The sequence below is a fragment of the Sphingobacterium sp. NGMCC 1.201703 genome, assembly GCF_047784615.1.
Lineage (GTDB): Bacteria > Bacteroidota > Bacteroidia > Sphingobacteriales > Sphingobacteriaceae > Sphingobacterium.
Genome location: NZ_JBLOHD010000007.1, coordinates 305,051 through 324,758 on the forward strand (window position 1 = coordinate 305,051; position 19,708 = coordinate 324,758).

The following is a 19,708-nucleotide window of genomic DNA, read 5'->3' on the forward strand; positions in this document are numbered from 1 at the left end:
AATTTGATAGAAATGAAAAAAAGAAATATAATTACAGTTCTAGGTATATCATTGATGTTATTGGGCTCATGTGGTAAATCTTTTCTGGAAAGAGATCCGCAGGGCGAGCTTCCTGAAAGTCAGGTTGTCAATTCCAAAGGGATCGAAGGATCTTTAATAGGAGCTTACGGCATCATGAATGGAAATGTGAATGGAACCTGGGGAAATTACTCCTCTGCGCCGAGCCAATGGTTATTTGGTGAAGTAGGAGCCGATAATGCACATAAAGGCTCCGAAGCGACGGATCAGCCCAATATGAATATGATCGAATTCCATACGCCCAATAGCTCTAATGATAATCTGAGCACGATGTGGGAAGTGTATTATGAAGGGGTATCACGGGCAAATAATACACTACGCCTACTGAAGTTAGATCAGGCAGAAGGCAAAACAGTGCCTGAGGCGAGAGCCAAGGAAATTGAAGCCGAGGCAAAGGTGCTACGCGCACATTATTACTTCTTCCTGTGGCGGGTTTTCAAAAATTTGGCTTATGTAGACGAAAATACATCTGTTGATGATGCTAAGGTAAAACCAAATACAGACGATGTTGTCCCTAAAATTATTGATGACCTGAAATTTGGTATCGCTAACCTTCCCGAAACAAAAATAAATAAGCAGTCAGGGCGTATGGATAAACGCATTGCACAGGCCTATTTAGGTAAAGTGTATTTGTATCAAAAGAAATATGCGGAAGCATTGGTTTTATTTAAGGAGGTCATTGGCGGGAAGGATATTCGTACAATGCCATATCAAAATAATTTCGATGTGCTGACCAAAGATGGTCCTGAATCACTTTTGGTGGCAAAACACGCGATCAACCCCGACGGGAGTGGCGACAATGCCAATGTAGGCGATATGCTGTCCGGATTGAACGGAAATAATCCCGTTGGTTGTTGTGGATTTTATCAACCAACAATAGACTTGGTCAATGCTTATAAAGTTGATGCTAAAGGTTTGCCAATGTTCGATACCTATCGCAATAATCCCTATAAATCTGACTTTGGTTTATCTACAGCAGAGAAAGAAAAATACAAATTGGATGTTACCTTGCGTTTTGACCCTCGTTTGGATTATACGGTAGGTCGTAGAGGTGTACATTTCTATGATTATGGTGTAATGCCGGGAGATGCCTGGATCCGTGAAGTAGGTTCTGGAGGACCTTTTGTGGGTATCAAAACGATGATCCCAAAAAGTTTACATGGTGGCCATACAGCTGCGGGAGCAGCTTATATCACCGATCTAGATGTAAATATTATCCGCTTGGCTGACGTTATTCTGATGGCGGCCGAATGCCAGGTTGAACTGGGAGATCTGGATGGAGCACTGAAATCGGTCAATGCAATCCGAGAAAGAGCGGCTAGCTTACCGCCGAAACTGACGGGAGATAATGTTCCGGCTGCTGCATATGACGTGAAACCTTACCCATCTTTCCCGGATCAAAATTTTGCACGCAAAGCTGTCCGTTTTGAACGCCGTCTGGAATTAGCGATGGAAGGACATCGTTTTTATGATTTAGTAAGATGGGGCGAAGCCAAATCCGTTCTGGAGAGTTATGCTAATTTTGAAGGTGGTTTTATGGCCCGTTATAAAGGATTAAATTTTAAGGATCATAATGTATATCTGCCAATTCCACAGGCACAGATTGACCGAAGTGGTGGTGCTTTAAAGCAAAACCCCGGTTATTAATCGTTGATATAAAGACAGCAAAAGGAGGAGTGAATTTCCTCCTTTTGTCGTTTTAAATAGTTTGTATCTGAATTTTGGCAATAAGAGAAAAAGAGTTGTTGCTCTTTTTTGTATGTTTGAACTAATGAAAAATTTCTTGCGCACGATATTCCTGCTTTGGCTTATCCCATTTTCTACCCTTATTGTTAAGTCACAGGATTTTGAAGACGTCTATCGGATGCTTCAGGAATCCAAAATATTAAATGATCATTTCTATGGATTTTCACTGTATGATTTAAACGCAAATAAGTATGTACTGGATATCAATGGCAATAAACATTTTACACCAGCTTCGAATACCAAAATGTATACAACCTATGCTACACTGGAGCTGCTGGGAGATTCTATCCCAGGCCTGGAGTATGTCGAAAGGGGAGATTCCTTATTAATTTGGGGAACGGGAGACCCTACTTTCTTGCATAACAGACTCGATACCAGGGTGGTCTACAACTTTCTAAAACGGACGAACAAAACGATTTACGTTGTGCCGGGAACAATGAAAAATAAGTTCTATGCCCACGGTTGGGCAATAGAAGACTTCGAAGCATACTATCAGCCCGAAATCAGCACTTTTCCGATCTATGGCAATGTGGTCACTTTCCGTCAAAGAGGTTATAATCATTTAAATACTTCTCCTGGGGTTTTTCAGAAAGACCTAAATTTTCTACCTGAACCCAAAGTCGGCGATTTTGAGCTCTCACGCTCATTTCGAAGTAATGTTTTTTGGATGTCAAAACGACCAGTACCAAACGATTATGTCAATGAGGTGCCCTTTATTTATTCTGATAGTCTGTTTGTGAAGTTGCTGTCCGACACACTGGGCAAAAAAGTAAATCTGACGACCTATAAAAAGCCCAATGATACCAAGATATTATATTCCGGAGAAACCAAAAACCTTCTTCGGGAAATGATGCTGCCCAGCGATAATTTTATCGCTGAACAATTCTTAATGATGTGCTCATGGAAGCAGTTTGGTCAATTTGACACCTACTTGGTTCGGGACTGGATGAAAAATAAGGTTTATAAATTTTTTTCGAGCGAGGTGGCTATTTTTGATGGTTCGGGATTGTCTTCCTATAACAAAGTCACACCACAAAATAATGTTGACCTGCTGGTGCTCCTGAAAAATAAGATACCGGACGAGCGGGTACGTTTTCGACTGTTTCCCGCTGGTGGAGTGGATGGTACATTAAAAAGAACCTATAGTAAAGACCAGGGCGAAGCTTTTGTTTTTGCAAAAACAGGAACAATTACTTCTGTATATAACCAGAGCGGTTATCTAGTCACGAGGTCGGGAAGACGGCTCGCTTTCTCTTTTATGAACAATAATTATATCGACGATCGCGCAAGTGAAATTCGTAAAGAAATGGCTAAAATAATTACTTATATTCGTCAAACTTATTAAGCCAATTTAAATGGAAGCAATTGTAAAAAACAATAAAAAACTCATTCGCTCATGGGCGATGTTTGATTGGGCCAATTCCGCTTACAACCTTGTGATCACCTCAACCATATTCCCAGTATATTATACTGCAATTACTACGACAAAGGAACATGGTGATGTTGTTAATTTTTTTGGTTTGGAGATTGTCAATACTGCGCTTTCTAATTTTGCACTGGCTGTCGCTTATTTGTTGATGTCATTTTCTTTGCCCTTTATCTCATCCTATGCAGATGCAAAAGGCTTAAAGAAGCCGATCATGAAATTTTTTACCTATATGGGGGCAATTTCATGCATGTGCCTGTTTTTCTTTAAACTCGATACCCTGGAGATCGGTATTATCTGTTTTGCTTTGGCTGCAATGGGCTATATCGGGGGTGTGTTGTTCAATAACTCCTATTTACCACTGCTCGCGACCGTAGATCAACAGGACCGAGTGAGCGCCCAGGGATTTGCTTTTGGTTATATTGGTTGTGTTACTTTACAGATACTTTGTTTTATCGTGGTATTGAAACCTGACTGGTTTGGTATTACAGACCCCTCTTTACCTGCCCGCATATCGTTTTTGATGGTAGGACTCTGGTGGTTAGGGTTCTCCATGATTCCATTTAAATATTTACCTAAAATTGAAGCAACAGGTAATAATGTCGGCAAAAGTTTTGTACAGAATGTACGCGATGAGTTTAGTCATGTTATCCGGGAAATTAAAGGTATACCTGAGATAAAACAGTTTCTACCGGCCTTTTTCTTCTATGCCATCGGGGTGCAGACGCTAATGATCGTGGCCTCATCATTTGGAGAGAAAATACTCCATCTGGGCGCTGAGCGATTGATTGCGACAATTCTTTTAATTCAGCTTGTGGCGATCTTAGGGGCGTTTTTGATGTCGTACTTATCCAAGCTTTTTGGAAATATTAAGGTGCTGATCGTCGTTGTAATGATCTGGATCGCGATCTGTATCGCTGCATTCTACTTGGCTACAGCAATGCAGTTTTATATTATTGCCGCATTGGTCGGCTTGGTCATGGGCGGAATTCAATCTTTATCGAGGTCAACCTATTCCAAATTGATCCCAACGGATATCAAGGATACGACGGCTTTTTTCTCCTTTTATGATGTTACAGAAAAAGTGGCTATCGTCATTGGCTTGTTCTCCTTTGGCCTGATAGAACAGATCACACACAATATTCGCTATTCTGCACTGGTACTTTCTTTATTTTTTGTAATTGGATTGTTACTTTTAGTGCGGATATTAGTATCCAATAAATCTTAATTTTATTGATTGAATTAAATATGAAGGTAGAACTTTTTGTTCCTTGTTTTATAGATCAGCTTTATCCGGAAACGGCTTTTAACACGATTCGTTTACTGGAGAAGGTAGGTTGTGAGGTGAGTTATAATCCCAATCAGACCTGTTGTGGGCAACCGGCCTACAATGCTGGGTTTTGGGACGATGCGAAGCAGGTAGGAAAAAAGTTTTTAGAAGATTTTTCGGGAGATCACGTCATTATTTCTCCTTCGGCCTCCTGTACCGGTATGGTCAGAAACAGTTATAGCGACCTATTCGCAAATTCTGCAGATTCCCACCAATGTCATAAAATACAACAACAGGTCATGGAGATTTCCGATTTCTTGGTCAATGTATTGAAAAAGGATTATTTTGGTGCTGAATTGGAAGGCGTGGCTGTGTATCATGATTCTTGTTCAGCCCTGCGTGAGTGCAAGATCAAAGATGAACCGAGAAAGCTGCTCAGCAAAGTGCTGGGATTGGAAATGGTGGAAGTAAAAGATAGTGAAACCTGTTGCGGTTTTGGCGGAAGTTTTGCCGTTAAGTTTGAAGGGATATCTGCCGCTATGGCGGAACAAAAAGTCCGAAATGCCATGGCATTGAATGCTGACTATATAATTTCAACAGATTCGTCCTGTTTGTTGCAGCTGCAGGCATATATTGATAAACATAAATTACCCATCCAGACCATGCATCTCGTGGATGTACTGACTACCGGATGGGGAAATATATAAATAACACACTTTAAATCTAAACACATGAATTCTAGAAGAGATTTTCTTAAAAACCTTGCATTAGCTTCTGCTGGTGTAGCATTGGCGCCATCGTTGGAGAGCTTTGCTGTAGCAAAGAAAGACTGGTTTGACATTTCCCTGGCTGAATGGTCATTGCACAAAACTTTGTTTAAAGGTGATCTGAACAATTTGGATTTCCCTGTTGTAGCTGCTAAAAAATATGGTATCTATGGCGTGGAATATGTAAATCAATTCTTTAAAGATAAGGCTAATGATAACAATTACCTGACTGAATTGAACATGCGTGCAAAAGATAATGGTGTAAGGAATGTGTTAATTATGGTTGATGGTGAAGGAAATCTTGGTGACGAAGATGAGACCAAAAGAAAACAGGCTGTACAGAACCACTACAAATGGATTTCAGCAGCCAACTTTTTGGGTTGTCATGCCATCCGCGTAAACGCAGCTGGTAAAGGTACACCTGATGAAGTAAGCAAACGTGTTGTTGAGAGTTTAACTACGCTGTCGGATATCGGAAAGAAAGCAGGTATCAGTATTATCGTTGAAAATCATGGTGGTATTTCCTCGCATGGTGACTGGTTGGCTAAAACCCTGAAAGCTGTAGGAAGCAAATATTGTGGAAGCTTACCTGATTTGGGTAATTTCTATGAATATGACCGTTATCAGGGGGTAACAGATCTGATGCCTTATGCGCATGGTGTAAGTGCCAAAACACATGATTTTGATGCGAATGGTAATGAAACCCAGATTGACTACGAACGCATGTTAAAAATCGTGAAAAAGGCGAAATTCAAAGGTTATGTTGGGATTGAATACGAAGGAAGTAAACTGAGTGAAGAGGAAGGAATCTTCGCAACTAAAAAATTATTGGAGCGCTTGCGTCCCTTGATCTAATATAATGAGGATATAAACAAAGTTCTTTTCATGCTATTGGGAAGAACTTTGTTTTTAACCGAGAATTTAATCGATAGGCGATATCCTATTGAGGTAAATCTAAATTTTGTCCATATTATTTTGTCAACCGATTTGATTGCAGTATCTACGTTATCGAACTATGAACATAGGACGATCGGGTCTGGATAAACAATGGATAAATTGAAATCACACTACCTGATATTGAAAAATAACGATTAGAAAAACATGAATTTTGAAAAAGATGCTGTTCTGGAAGCTCACTTAAACCAGGTGGGCGCTGAACGAGTATTGGTGAAAGGGCATCCCGCTGGCTTATTTGTCTTGTTTTTTACCGAGATGTGGGAACGCTTTAGTTACTATGGCATGCGTGCATTATTGGTAAACTTCTTGGTTTCGACAATTGCGCAGCATGGCTGGGGCTGGACAAATTCGGAGGCGATGAAGTTGTACGGGCTTTATACGGGGATGGTCTTTTTGACACCTTTATTCGGCGGAATTATTGCAGATCGTTTGACAGGCTATAAAAAGTCCATTATGGTGGGAGCTATCATTATGACCCTAGGCCATATTGCTATGGCTATGGAGGGATTCAATAAAAACTTCTTTCTTGGGGGACTGGTGCTTATTGTTCTGGGAAATGGCCTGTTTAAACCCAATATCTCTTCGATGGTGGGGAAACTATACCCCGATAAAGGCGGTAAAAAAGATGCTGGATATACGATTTTTTACATGGGGATCAACGGTGGAGCCTTCTTGGGAATGATGTTATGTGGTTACATCGGTGAGAAAATCGGATGGCACTATGGTTTTGGACTTGCGGGTATATTTATGTTTTTAGGGATGTTGCAATTTTATTTTGCCCAACGCATCTTCGGAAAAATAGGCAATACACCAGAAAAGGAAAATATAGTTTTGGCGGAGCGGGGACAGGAAGACGAACATCCAAAGCATATCGTTCGTGACAGGCTATTGGTTATCGCGATCTTTATGTTTTCAAGTATTGTATTCCATTTGGCTTTTGAGCAGGCTGGAGGTTCGATGACCATATTTGCTAAAAACTATACCCAACGCGTATTAAGCGGCGAGGCTGCGACCATTTTCAAATGGGCAGATTCTGCGTTAACGATTGTGCCTATTGTTGTGATTACCGCCGTGTTATTTGTCTTGGCGAAAAAAATAGTCCGAAAGTATCCTATGATCATACTCTGCTCCAGTATCTCATTTGTGATGATCTGGTCTTTGTGTTTATGGAAGGTTTACCGCGAATATCATGGTATGAATTCGGAAGTGACCGTTTCTTGGTTCCCAATGCTCAATTCGTTCTTTATCATTACACTGGCCACTTCTTTCAGCAAGATCTGGGAGCGTGTATGGAATCCTTCCGGGCCGATTAAGTTTGCGATGGGCCTAACGTTGGTTGGTGTTGGCTTTGCCGCCCTGGCAATAGGGAGTGCTGAGATTCCAACGGGAGCAAAGACCGCTTCGGTCAGTATGATCTGGTTGGTTTTAGCTTACTTTTTCCATACGGTGGGAGAGTTGTGTATTGGTCCGGTAGGTTTATCATATGTGAGTAAATTGTCGCCAAAGAAATTCCTGGGCCTGCTATTTGGCTTTTGGTTTTGTGCCAATGCCATCGCTAACTTTATTGGTGGATTTATTGGCTCTTATATAGATAGGATTACCGAATCACATTCCATGTCATTTTTCTTTGCCGTGTTTACGATCATACCTATGATAGCGGCTGTATTCCTACTGCTGGGAAATAAAAAAATAAAAAAGATGATGCATGGTATTGACTAATTCATAGAAAAATAGTGTATCTTCAAGCGATTTTTATCAAATTAAAAACAAAACCTGAGTTATAAAACAATTATTGAAATTATATGAATCAAGAAAAAGATCAAGTTCTTGTAGCACATCTGGCCAAGCAGGGGATAGATGACAAGATGGTAAATGGGCATCCTGCCGGATTATTTGTGCTATTCTTTACTGAGATGTGGGAGCGTTTCAGCTATTACGGTATGCGTGCGTTACTGACGTTGTTCTTAATCAGTACGATCGCTGACGGCGGCTGGGAATGGAGCAATGAACGCGCCATGAAATTATATGGCGCATATACAGGTTTTGTTTATTTGACTCCGTTGATCGGTGGTATGATTGCGGATAAGTTAACCGGTTTTAAAAAGGCTATTCTGATCGGTGCATTGATTATGACACTAGGTCACTTATCTATGGCATTTGAGGCTGTCAATTCAGGCTTCTTCTTCTTAGGTCTGCTTTTGATGATCTTGGGAAATGGAATGTTTAAACCGAATATTTCTTCTATGGTTGGAAACTTATACCCAGATAAAAGTGCGAAGAAAGATGCTGGTTATACCATTTTCTATATGGGTATTAATGCCGGCTCATTTCTGGGGATGCTTTTGTGCGGTTATATTGGCGAGAAGATCGGTTGGCATTATGGCTTTGGGCTAGCGGGAGTTTTTATGTTTTTTGGGATGTTACAATTCTATTTTGGTCAAAAAATATTTGGAATTATTGGCGATACACCCAAGGCTCTACAGGCGCATCACGACGCAAAGGTTAAAAATAATGAGGAAGTTGATGAGATTATCCCTAGAAATGTTGTAAGAGACCGTCTTGTTGTCGTTACAATATTCATGCTCGCTAGTATCGTATTCTTTTTGTCTTTTGAGCAGGCAGGAGGGTCCATGTCTATTTTTGCCAAAGATTATACACAACGCGTGTTATCGGGAGATTCAGCTGTTGCCTTTAAATGGATAGATACAATATTAACGATCGCTCCCATTATCATAGTAACCATTGTATTGACTGCGCTTGCGAGAAAGATTTACAAACAATTTCCTTTGACCATTTTGTTCACAGCGATTTCCTTTGGAATTATTTGGGGCTTGGGCTTGTGGAAAGTGTTTCGTGAGATTGGTATAACCGGTTCCGAAGTTGGCGCTTCTTGGTTCCAGATATTGAATGCATTTTTTATTATTTCGTTGGCCTCATCCTTCAGCAAATTCTGGGAAAAAATCTGGAATCCTTCTGGACCGGTAAAATTTGCTTTGGGCCTGATCTTGGTCGGTATTGGCTTCGCCGCGCTGGCTTATGGCGCAAGTGATATCCCACAGGGGGCGAAAACTGCCTCAGTTAGCATGATCTGGCTTGTTATCGCCTATTTTTTCCATTCAGCTGGAGAACTTTGTCTATCTCCGGTAGGACTTTCCTATGTCAGTAAACTCTCTCCAAAGAAGTTTTTAGGTTTACTTTTTGGCTGCTGGTTTTGTGCTTCAGCTATCGCTAATTTCATTGGTGGATTTTTAGGTTCGTACATCGATAAAATTACAGCAGAGCACTCGATGGCTTATTTCTTTATGATTTTTGCCATTGTTCCAGGCGTGACCGCGCTATTACTGATTGTTTTCAATCCGATTTTGAAAAAGATGATGCATGGCATCAATTAGATAGACTCATAAAAATAGTTTACACAAAGGGCCGATCAGTACTGATCGGCCCTTTGTGTATTAAATGAAATCGGATAGCATCCTTTTTATTCCTCTATTTTTAATAAAAGCTTGTCGATACGATTGCCATCCATATCCAATACTTCAAAAATCATGTTTTTGAAACGTACACGTTCGCCCTCCTCTGGGACGTGGTCTAAGAGTAAGAAAACCAATCCGCCTACAGTCGTGACATTGTTGATGTCGTCCTCGTCCTCCTCGGAAAGACCTATTTCAAATTCATCCAGAAGATCCTCGATCTGATACTGCCCATCTACGACATAATCGCCACTTTCGAGCTGACGGATTGTTGGACGTACGCTGATATCGCTTTCGGTAATATTGCCAACTAAATCGCCGACAATATCGCGCAGGGTGATAATGCCCTGAGGGGAGCCGTATTCGTCGATGACAACCGCCTGGTGTACCTGAGATGTTCGCAATGTATTCATAATGCTATAAGAAGAGCTGAATTCATTGACAAATTTGATCGGAAGCAGGAGTTTCCGAAGGTCAAAGGGTTTGTTTTCAAAACATTGTCTGAGCAAGGATTTAACATGGACGACGCCTTTGATATTGTCGAGCCCACCTTCGCAGACGGGGTAAATGGAATGATCATTGTCCAGGATAATCTGCCTGTTTTCCTCAAAACTGTCTTCCAGATCCAGAAATACAATATTCTTGCGGTGGGTCATTAGATTGATGGCTTTCTTGTCTCCCAGACTGAGGAGACGATCCACGATATCATGTTCAATACCTTCAATCACACCACTATCTACCCCCTCGTCCACCAATGCCTTGATCTCTTCTTCGGTTACACTATTTCCCGTGCTTTTGATATTGAGCAGCTTGACAATAAATTCTGTAGAAGCACTCAATAGCCAGACAAACGGCCTGACAATTTTGCTGAGTAAATTCATCGGGTAAGCAATGAGCATGGCATATTTTTCGGGAATAGCCATTCCGATGCGTTTTGGCACCAGTTCGCCGAGAACCAACGAGAAATAAGTTATGATGAATACCACCAAAATGACTGCCAACTGTTGGCTATAAGGTGCGAGTAAACTCGATTGATTAAAAATCTCAATCAGATAGGTTGAAATGCTGCCGCCTGAAAAGAAACCTGTTAAGATGCCAATTAGAGTGATGCCTATCTGTACGGTTGATAGGAAACTATTGGGTGATTCTTTGAGATGTAACGCAATCTTGGCGGCAGGATTGTCCTTGTCGCTCTCCGCCTGTAAGCGGGCTTTTCTACTGGAAACGATTGAAATTTCGGAAGCAGAAAGGATTCCATTTAAGATAATGAGTACTAAGATTATAATTGCTTCGGTGAGCATAATGTTATGGAAAAATTGTTTGTGAAAGCTAATTTAAGAAAAAGGCGGCCTAAATGGTAGAACTATTGGGATTATATTAAATAGCCTAACGAAAAAAGCTGTATCTTTTCGGGATACAGCTTCTTTGGTTTATACTTTTTTTATGATTACATGCCGCTATCGTCAAGCATGAAGGTGTTTTTCTTTGTTTTCCATTTTCCTTTTGTGAAATCCGGGAACTCTAAAGTTTTATTACCTTTTTTGATCGATTCTGTAGAAAGTGGGAATACCGCACTCATCGTTACTGAATCATAAACGTCAATTGGCGTTTGAACTTTTTGTTTTACAGCTTGGATAAATGCATTGAATACAAACCAGTCCATACCACCGTGGCCTGAACCTGTCGCTAATTCTTCGTATTTTTTCCAGATCGGGTGATCATATTTTTTAACCCATTCGTCTGCTGGATCCCAGGTATGCGGTTTTGATTTTCCTTCGATGTGGATCCCTTTAGCGACATCCATCCAAATACCTTCCGTTCCCTGTACACGGAAACCGATGGAATAGGGTCTTGGTAAATGCGTGTCGTGTGTTAACAACATGGTTTCACCATTTGCACATTGTAGCATCGTTTGAGTGATATCCCCGTTTTTATAGTTTAGCTTACTGTTTGGGTGTCCGGGCGATACTTTGTTAACATAAGCCGCTAGACCACGCGCCTTACTTGAGTAAGATGTAATATGCGTAAATCTATTGCCCTTGTTGATATCAACAAACTGCATGATAGGTCCTAAACCGTGTGTCGGATAAAGGTCACCATCTTGGTCAATGTTGAACTGTGTACGCCATTGCGCCTCAGAAAGTGCCTTAGGTCCGTATTCAACGCCATGGCCATAATAACTCTTACCATCATTGAATAAAACTTCACGTAAATCATGTTGATAACCACCTTCAAGATGTAACAATTCACCGAATAAACCTTGTCTGTGCATATTTAGTACCGCAAGTACATCACGACGGAAAGCAACATTTTCCAATGTCATGTAAGGTTTTCCGGTTTCTTCAGAAGCTTTTACGACATCCCAGTGATCTTGTACGGTTAAGCCAGCGATAACTTCACAACCTACATATAAACCTGCTTTCATGGCATCAATAGCTTGGTCTTTGTGAAATTGCCAAGGTGTTGCAATGATAACTGCATCTAATTTTTCGCTGCTTAACATTTTTTTGTAAGCATCGACGCCTCCTGTATACTCTTTTGGAAGTTTGGTGCCTTTCGCATTGAACTGTTTACGGCATTGTGCAAGAGATTCTTCTTGTGTATCACATACGGCCACAATTTCTAGATCGTCTCTGTTTAAGGCGATCTGAACGTGATTCCGTCCACGAAGACCTACCCCGATAAAGCCGATTTTGATTTTCCCGTTTGTTTGGGCGAATAAGTCAGTACTTGAAAGAACGCCGAGTCCAGCGGTAGTGATGGCAGTTGACTTAATGAAATTTCTTCTATCCATTGTTTTGAGATATGAGGAGTTTGTATATTAGTTATTTATCTTAGTGAAGAACCAGCTATTTGACTGGCTCCTATCAACAAATATATTATTTCATTTGCTATAAAAGAAAGTGCAAACGATTGTTTAAATTTATTAAATTTCATGCAAACGTTTGATTGAAATAAAAATTATCATTTATTAATTCAATTTGTGATATTGCAAGCACATTGATGATTTAAAAACATAGTTTAATGTCTGATTTTAACCAATTAGTAGTAGAGAACGCAGCAAAACAATTCACATTAGAAGGAGATATCATTTCAGTGCAGCCTTTTGGTTCTGGTCATATCAATGATACTTATCGTGTAACTACCTCCATAAATAGCGGGATATCGCATTTATTGCAACGCATCAACCATCACGTATTTCCAAATGTTGAAGGCTTGATGCATAATATTGAAATCGTAACAAAACATCTCAGTAAAAAAGTAAAAGTTGCCGAAGGCAAGCGGGTCAGTGACCATGTCCTGACGATTATTCCTACACTGGAAGGCAAGTTATATACGAAGGACAGCGAAGGGAATTACTGGCGTATGTTTATCCTGATTGAGGATACAAAGAGTTATGATATTGTGGAAACAGAAGTGCAGGCGGCAGAGGGTGGACGTGCTTTTGGACTGTTTCAGAAACAGCTTTCTGACCTGGATGCTTCCCGTATTGTTGAAGTACTGCCTAATTTTCATAACGTAGAATTCCGACTCAATAATCTTCGAAAAGCGATTGCGCAAGATGTCTGCCAACGTGTGGAACAGGTAAAGGATAAACTGGACTTTATCTTTAGCCGTGAAGACCGTATGAAGACAATCCTGGATTTGGGAAATAAAGGTGCATTGCCCTTGCGTATCACACATAACGATACAAAATTTAATAATGTATTACTTGATGTCCACGATAAAATGCAATGTGTGATTGATCTGGATACGGTTATGCCAGGGTACGTTGCCTATGATTTTGGAGATGCCATACGTACCATTATTAATCCCGTAGCCGAAGATGAAAAGGATATATCGAAAATCGTGCTGAACCTATCATTATACAAGGCCTATGCAGAAGGCTATCTGGAAGAAGCAAACGAGTTTTTGACCACAGCGGAAAAAGAAACGCTGGTTGATGGGGCGTTTTTATTACCTTATATGCAAGGCGTACGCTTCCTGACCGATTACATTGAGGGAGACCATTACTATAAAACCAAATATGACGAACATAATTTGGTACGTACCAATACGCAGCTAAAATTGGTGGAAGAGATGGAAAAGAATGAAGAATTTATGCGAAAGGTAATTTTTGATTGTATTTAACGATTTTATACCTTTAATATGTTGAGAAGCTTCCATCTAATGATGAAGCTTCTTTTTCTTAACTTTACTGTATATGAAGAAACTAACCATTCTGCCCATTGCATCAGATTTGACCGGCAGCCACAATTTTAATCAGCTTTCGGATCTTCTAAAAGATTTGGAGTGGAATACATTGGAGCAGAGTAATTGGAGCGATTCGTATCCTTATAAGCCGCAGGTGCGATTTAAAATAGGTTATACGCAAAATGAATTGCTGCTACAGTTTGATGTCGCTGAGGAGCAATTGCGCGGAAATTACGCAGAAGCAAACCAAAATGTTTGGGAGGATAGTTGCGTAGAGTTTTTCGTTTCGTTTGATGATCGCAAGCATTATTATAATATAGAGTTTAATTTGATCGGAACAGGGTTGATCGGCTACGGTACTCCTGATAAATCAGCGAGAAGCAGGCTCAGTGCGGCAGAGATTGAGACGGTGCAGGCATTCTCCATGATCGAGCGGCATAGCGGTACAGATAGACGCTGGAGCATGATCCAGGTCATTCCACTGGCTGTCTTTAAATTTAATGATACAAGTGAGCTGAAAGGGAAGAAAATACATGGGAACTTTTACAAGTGTGGTGACAACCTAAAAAATCCGCATTTTCTCTCCTGGAGTAAAGTAGATAATCCAACTCCTAATTTCCATTTACCTCAGTTTTTTGGCGAACTGATTTTTGGATAGAAGTTGGATTAATAAAATGTTGTTGCTTATTGGTAAACAGATTCTTTTTTGAATTTTTTTGCCAATAAAGCATACACCAAAACACGGTATTTATTTTTATTGGATTTACCAATAGTGGTAATAACTTCTTCTAATGCTTTGTCTAAATCAGGACCATCTTTGAGCCCTAATTTTTTGATCAGAAAATTTTGCTTGACACGTTTAAGCTCTTCGGGATCTGACGCTGCAATAGTTTCTGAATCTGCATTGTAAATGGAAGGTCCCATCCCTTTTGTCACTTTTGCAATAAACGCATCATCGAGTGATAACCCTAGTTTTTTTGATTCTGCAGTATATGCAGCAATTTTTTCATCTAATTTGCTCATAATTATGTAAATGATTTAATTGTAGTAAGTTAAGTTAAGCGAAAAAAGTTGGAAAACAAAATAATTCTTGAGGGATAAATAAAGATTGTTACATTTGTAACCGTTTAAGTGCAGGTAACTGAAAGTGTGGAAAAATTCAGTGAATTATTCTTTGCAATTGTTGCAAATTACATTTTTATAAATTATCTTTGCACCTCAATAATTGAATATACGTAATCATAATAATAATGAAAAAAGATTTGCATCCTTCAAATTACAGATTAGTTGTATTTAAAGATATGTCAAACGACTATGCTTTTATTACTAAATCTTGTGTTGACACGAAAGAGACTATTCAGTGGGAAGATGGTAATGAGTACCCAGTTGTAAAATTAGAGATTTCTCATACATCACACCCTTTCTATACAGGTAAAATGAAATTGGTTGATACTGCTGGACGTATCGACAAATTCCGTAGCCGTTACAACAAAAAATAATTGTAGCAGATCTGTATATTACAATATTAAGAACTCGATAAATGTTATTTGTCGGGTTTTTTTTGTTATTTTTATTTTGTGAAAATCTTTTTTGTAGATTGTTTTGATGCTATCCGGCCGTTGGATACGCTCACTTTCCCGTTGACTTCTTTTGATAAAAAGAGTTTATATCCTTTTACCTTCGTTAAATCCTGTCTAGACTTACGTGTCGGTATTCTCACCTTAAGGGAGAAATGGCATAGGTTGGCTTCCGCGTTCAATCTGGAGCTTGCCGAGGGCAATAGTTGTGAGGAAGGAGCTGTTTGGGTGACCAAGCATGTTGTTCCCTCTGAGCTGCTGGTACAGGCTATTTTGGCGATGGAGGAAGGCGATATCCTGCGACAGGGGGAAATGATCATTGCCTGGCGGTATCATACTGCGGGGGCTTTGAAGTTAAAGGATGCAGATGATAGCATCTCTTTGTTGAAAGGCGTGGAAGATTTGTTCGTATTAACGGGGGCAGAAAATATAAATGATTTTAACCTTTTGGCAAAAAAGACTGCCGTTGAGGCTGTCTCCCCGACAAACCAGTTGCTGGGGACAGATATTTACGTCGCTGAACAGGTCTCGATGGAATGTGCGACACTCAACTCGACCACTGGCCCTATTTACATTGACGAGGGAGCCACGATTATGGAGGGGGCTCATCTGCGGGGGCCACTCTATCTGGGAAAAGGAGCTGTCGTAAAAATGGGGGCAACGATCTATGGCAATGTGTCCGTGGGAAAACAAAGTGTCGTCGGAGGTGAGGTCGGAAATTCCGTTATCGGGGACTTTTCCGCAAAAGGACATCATGGTTATCTTGGCTGCTCGGTCATAGGGGACTGGTGTAATCTTGGTGCCGGGACCTCCAATTCGAATCTTAAAAACAATTTAAAAACGGTATCAATTTATGATTATAGCCTCGAAGACTTTAGGGATACAGGCTTATTAAAGTGTGGTGTTTTTATAGGTGACTATACACGGACGGGGATTAACTCGTCTTTTAATACCGGAACCGTAATTGGAATTGCAAGTATGCTGGCAGATACAAGTTTTTATGCTAAATTTGTACCGTCGTTTGCCTGGCTGTTCAATGGGGATACACAGATCTATAACTTTGACAAGTTTATGGAGTACCTGGAAACGCTATATGTGTCCAAAAATGAGGAACTGCCGGAAAGGCTCACAAGGGAATTGAATCAACTTAACAAAAAATATAATTAAATCGTAAAAATCATGCGTAAGAAAATCGTAGCTGGTAATTGGAAAATGAATTTAGACTATCAATCCGGATTAAGTTTATTCTCTGAAATTATCAATATGGCCAAAGATGAAGTTATTGGAAATCAGGAACTGGTTGTTTGCAGCCCTTTCATTCACTTGTCAAGTCTTGGGCAACTTTCCAAGAATGTGGCTAACGTGAATATCGGTGCACAAAATATTCATCAGGCGGAGTCTGGAGCTTACACTGGTGAAATTTCAGCAGGACAGGTAAAATCGGTCGGTGCTTCACATGTGATCTTAGGTCACTCTGAAAGACGTGCTTATTTTGGAGAAACAGACGCTTTGTTGGCTGCGAAAGTAGATATCGCGTTGAAACATGGCCTGACGCCGATATTTTGTATTGGAGAAACCAAAGAAGAGCGCGAGTCCGGTGATTTCTTTGAAATAATTAAAACACAATTGACTGCTGGATTGTTCCATCTGTCCAATGAAGCTTTCGCTACAGTGGTATTGGCCTATGAGCCAGTTTGGGCGATCGGCACGGGTCTTACGGCTAGTCCGGAGCAGGCACAGGAAGTTCATCAATTTATCCGTCAGGTCGTCGCAGAGAAATATGGTCAGGAAACAGCGGATAATACAAGTATTCTGTATGGTGGTTCTTGTAATCCGGGTAATGCAAAAGATCTGTTTGCTCAAGCAGATATCGATGGTGGTTTGATTGGAGGAGCTTCTTTGAAATCGAGAGATTTTATTGATATTGCCAAAGTGTTTAACGGCTAATTTTTAGAAATGAAATACATAGAGGTTATCTTTCAAATGCTATCGGGCGAGGAATGGCAAAAAGATCTATTGGTATCTGATTTGGCAGACATCGGCTTTGATACGTTTGAAGATACCGAATCTGGATTTGCAGCTTATATTCCAGCTGCAAATCTAGATTTGCAGGCATTAGAAACATTAATGCTACATCTTGATGAAGGACTTGAAGTAAGCTATAAAGTCCAGGAAATTGAAAATCAGAATTGGAATAAGCTCTGGGAGAGTAATTTTAATCCCATTGAAGTAGGTGGACAATGCTATGTTCGTGCTACATTTCATGAGGCAAGGCCTGATTTTCCCTATGAAATAATCATCGACCCCAAAATGTCCTTCGGTACAGGGCACCATCAGACGACATCGATGATGCTACAGTATATTCTGGAAAATGATTTTGAGGGTAAACAGGTCCTGGACATGGGCTGTGGTACGGGGATCCTGGCGATCTTGGCTTCAAAAAAAGGGGCTGATGCTTTATTGGCAGTAGATTACGATGAAATCTGCGTGGACAGTGTGATCGAAAATAGCGCGCTTAATACAGTAACCAATATCGAGGCTATCTGTGGCTCTTTTGAGGTTTTAAAAGGCCGTGTTTTTGATACTATCTTAGCAAATATCAATCGGAATATTCTATTGGAACAATTGCCCCAATACGCTTTAAGTATCAATATAAATGGAGAGTTGTACTTAAGCGGATTCTATGAACAGGAAGATTTGGCCATGTTACGTGAGACAGCTGAGTCTTTAGGTTTTGAATTTATCTCCAAAAAAGTTTTAAATAATTGGTGTGCAGCCAAGTTTGTGAAACGGTAATAGAGCGATGCGTATTCATTTTATAGCGATAGGTGGTAGTGTGATGCACAACCTTGCCATTTCCTTGGCAAAGCAGGGGCACCAGATTACTGGATCTGATGATCAGATTGTGGAGCCTTCCCGTTCCCATCTTATCGAAGCTGGATTATTGCCAGATCAATTGGGATGGTTTGCCGATAAGGTGACAGAAGATATTGATGCTGTTATTTTAGGAGCACATGCGCAAGCAGATAATCCCGAATTAAAAAGGGCGCAGGAATTAGGCCTGAAAATCTATTCTTTTCCTGAGTTTATACAAGAACTTTCACAGGATAAAATCCGTGTGGTTATTGCAGGTAGCTATGGGAAAACCACGATTACGAGTATGGTCATGCACGTCATGCGCTTCTTAGGTAAAGATTTTGATTACCTGGTCGGGGCGCAATTAAGAGGCTTTGATAAACTTGTGGATATTACCAAGCATAATAAGATTATTATTATCGAGGGAGATGAATATGTTTCGTCCAAAATTGACTCCAAGTCCAAATTCTTGTATTATAAGCCCAATATTGCGCTAATCTCGGGTATCGTATGGAATGAATTCAATTCCAAAATATCTCAAGAGGAATATATTAAACAATTTGAAGATTTTATTGATTCTATACCTCCCAAAGGAACACTGATCTATAATAAAGAAGATGCCGTTCTCCAAAAGGTTTTGCAGGATACTAAAGATTGTAAGATCAACAGACATGGTTATAAAATTCCTGATTATACGATCAATAAAGGGGTTACCTATTTGAATACTGCGGATGGAGATGTTCCTTTGCAGGTATTTGGAAAACATAATCTGTCCAATATTGCAGGCGCTTATACGGTCTGTGAATGGTTGGGAATTAAAAAGAAAGATTTCTTTGACGCAATAAAGAGCTTTAATACTTCTATTCGTTATCTCGAGTTTGTGGCCAGTTCGGAAGGATCAGTGGTCTATCAGGATTACGCCTGCAATGCAGATAAAGTTCGGTCAAGTATCCATGCCGTAAAAGAACAATTTCCTAATCAGAAATTGGTCACAATTATTGAATTAAACTCATATGATAGCTTAGATTCATCCTTTTTGTTACAATATGCGGACTCCATGCGGGAATCGGATGTCTCTGTAGTCTACGTGAATATCAACTCATGCAAGGAAATGAACAAGGATATTGAACGCGTGCCTGAGAATATCAAACGGAGCTTTAATAATCCTGATTTAGAGGTTGTTGTGAGTTTGGATGGGCTGTATTCGTTTTTAGATGGGGTTAAGTCCAGAGGTTACAATTTACTACTTATGAGTTTAAATAATTATAATGGGGTTAATCTCTCGGTGCTTGCTGATCGTTTTTTTAGAGATTTTTAAAGAAAATATTATAATTTAATGTAAATTAATTTTTATTTGCTATTTTTGT

General features: G+C 40.0%; 17 protein-coding genes. 14 read left to right on the top strand and 3 right to left on the bottom strand.

Annotated features, from left to right (window positions below; translation table 11 throughout):
• The first annotated feature begins 12 nt into the window (after positions 1-12).
• From ACK8HY_RS16750 to ACK8HY_RS16780, 7 genes are all read left to right on the top strand, one after another.
• A complete protein-coding gene (locus ACK8HY_RS16750) occupies positions 13-1,725 on the top strand; it encodes a RagB/SusD family nutrient uptake outer membrane protein (RefSeq protein ID WP_416134281.1) in 1,713 nt (570 codons plus the stop codon).
• Between the two features lie 124 nt (positions 1,726-1,849).
• Positions 1,850-3,169, top strand: coding sequence for a D-alanyl-D-alanine carboxypeptidase (locus tag ACK8HY_RS16755; RefSeq protein ID WP_254846254.1), 1,320 nt, complete (start codon positions 1,850-1,852; stop codon positions 3,167-3,169).
• A gap of 10 nt (positions 3,170-3,179) precedes the next feature.
• Positions 3,180-4,478: an MFS transporter gene (locus ACK8HY_RS16760; protein WP_077437488.1), complete on the top strand. Its 1,299-nt coding sequence runs from the start codon at positions 3,180-3,182 to the stop codon at positions 4,476-4,478.
• A gap of 20 nt (positions 4,479-4,498) precedes the next feature.
• Positions 4,499-5,227: a (Fe-S)-binding protein gene (locus ACK8HY_RS16765; protein WP_077437487.1), complete on the top strand. Its 729-nt coding sequence runs from the start codon at positions 4,499-4,501 to the stop codon at positions 5,225-5,227.
• A 24-nt stretch (positions 5,228-5,251) separates the two neighbouring features.
• A complete protein-coding gene (locus ACK8HY_RS16770; RefSeq protein WP_077437486.1) occupies positions 5,252-6,142 on the top strand; it encodes a TIM barrel protein in 891 nt (296 codons plus the stop codon).
• A 246-nt stretch (positions 6,143-6,388) separates the two neighbouring features.
• On the top strand, positions 6,389-7,963 hold the full coding sequence (locus ACK8HY_RS16775; protein WP_077437485.1) for a peptide MFS transporter: 1,575 nt from the start codon (positions 6,389-6,391) through the stop codon (positions 7,961-7,963).
• Positions 7,964-8,046: 83 nt separating this feature from the next.
• Complete coding sequence (locus ACK8HY_RS16780; RefSeq protein ID WP_077437484.1) at positions 8,047-9,636, top strand: peptide MFS transporter; 1,590 nt, start codon at positions 8,047-8,049, stop codon at positions 9,634-9,636.
• Positions 9,637-9,722: 86 nt separating this feature from the next.
• Here ACK8HY_RS16780 and ACK8HY_RS16785 read toward each other — a convergent pair whose 3' ends face one another.
• Together ACK8HY_RS16785 and ACK8HY_RS16790 are read right to left on the bottom strand one after the other, a co-directional pair.
• Entirely contained in the window at positions 9,723-11,015 is a 1,293-nt protein-coding gene (locus tag ACK8HY_RS16785; RefSeq protein ID WP_077437483.1) for a hemolysin family protein, read from the bottom strand.
• Positions 11,016-11,161: 146 nt separating this feature from the next.
• The gene (locus ACK8HY_RS16790) at positions 11,162-12,508 is read right to left on the bottom strand and encodes a Gfo/Idh/MocA family protein (protein ID WP_077437482.1); all 1,347 of its coding nucleotides are present in this window, start codon (positions 12,506-12,508) and stop codon (positions 11,162-11,164) included.
• Positions 12,509-12,738: 230 nt separating this feature from the next.
• Here ACK8HY_RS16790 and ACK8HY_RS16795 point away from each other — a divergent pair, with 230 nt between their 5' ends.
• Together ACK8HY_RS16795 and ACK8HY_RS16800 are read left to right on the top strand one after the other, a co-directional pair.
• On the top strand, positions 12,739-13,845 hold the full coding sequence (locus tag ACK8HY_RS16795) for a phosphotransferase enzyme family protein (protein WP_077437481.1): 1,107 nt from the start codon (positions 12,739-12,741) through the stop codon (positions 13,843-13,845).
• Positions 13,846-13,918: 73 nt separating this feature from the next.
• Positions 13,919-14,566, top strand: coding sequence for a carbohydrate-binding family 9-like protein (locus ACK8HY_RS16800; protein WP_077437480.1), 648 nt, complete (start codon positions 13,919-13,921; stop codon positions 14,564-14,566).
• Positions 14,567-14,592: 26 nt separating this feature from the next.
• Here ACK8HY_RS16800 and ACK8HY_RS16805 read toward each other — a convergent pair whose 3' ends face one another.
• Positions 14,593-14,931, bottom strand: coding sequence for a DUF2853 family protein (locus ACK8HY_RS16805; protein ID WP_077437479.1), 339 nt, complete (start codon positions 14,929-14,931; stop codon positions 14,593-14,595).
• 227 nt (positions 14,932-15,158) lie between these two features.
• Between ACK8HY_RS16805 and ACK8HY_RS16810 the strand changes: the two genes are divergently transcribed.
• From ACK8HY_RS16810 to ACK8HY_RS16830, 5 genes are all read left to right on the top strand, one after another.
• On the top strand, positions 15,159-15,407 hold the full coding sequence (locus ACK8HY_RS16810) for a type B 50S ribosomal protein L31 (protein WP_077437478.1): 249 nt from the start codon (positions 15,159-15,161) through the stop codon (positions 15,405-15,407).
• Between the two features lie 78 nt (positions 15,408-15,485).
• Positions 15,486-16,652: a putative sugar nucleotidyl transferase gene (locus ACK8HY_RS16815; RefSeq protein ID WP_416134282.1), complete on the top strand. Its 1,167-nt coding sequence runs from the start codon at positions 15,486-15,488 to the stop codon at positions 16,650-16,652.
• Positions 16,653-16,664: 12 nt separating this feature from the next.
• On the top strand, positions 16,665-17,432 hold the full coding sequence (tpiA, locus tag ACK8HY_RS16820; protein ID WP_077437476.1) for a triose-phosphate isomerase: 768 nt from the start codon (positions 16,665-16,667) through the stop codon (positions 17,430-17,432).
• Between the two features lie 9 nt (positions 17,433-17,441).
• Complete coding sequence (gene prmA, locus ACK8HY_RS16825; RefSeq protein ID WP_077437475.1) at positions 17,442-18,281, top strand: 50S ribosomal protein L11 methyltransferase; 840 nt, start codon at positions 17,442-17,444, stop codon at positions 18,279-18,281.
• Positions 18,282-18,288: 7 nt separating this feature from the next.
• Complete coding sequence (locus ACK8HY_RS16830) at positions 18,289-19,659, top strand: Mur ligase domain-containing protein (RefSeq protein WP_077437474.1); 1,371 nt, start codon at positions 18,289-18,291, stop codon at positions 19,657-19,659.
• Positions 19,660-19,708 lie beyond the last annotated feature (49 nt).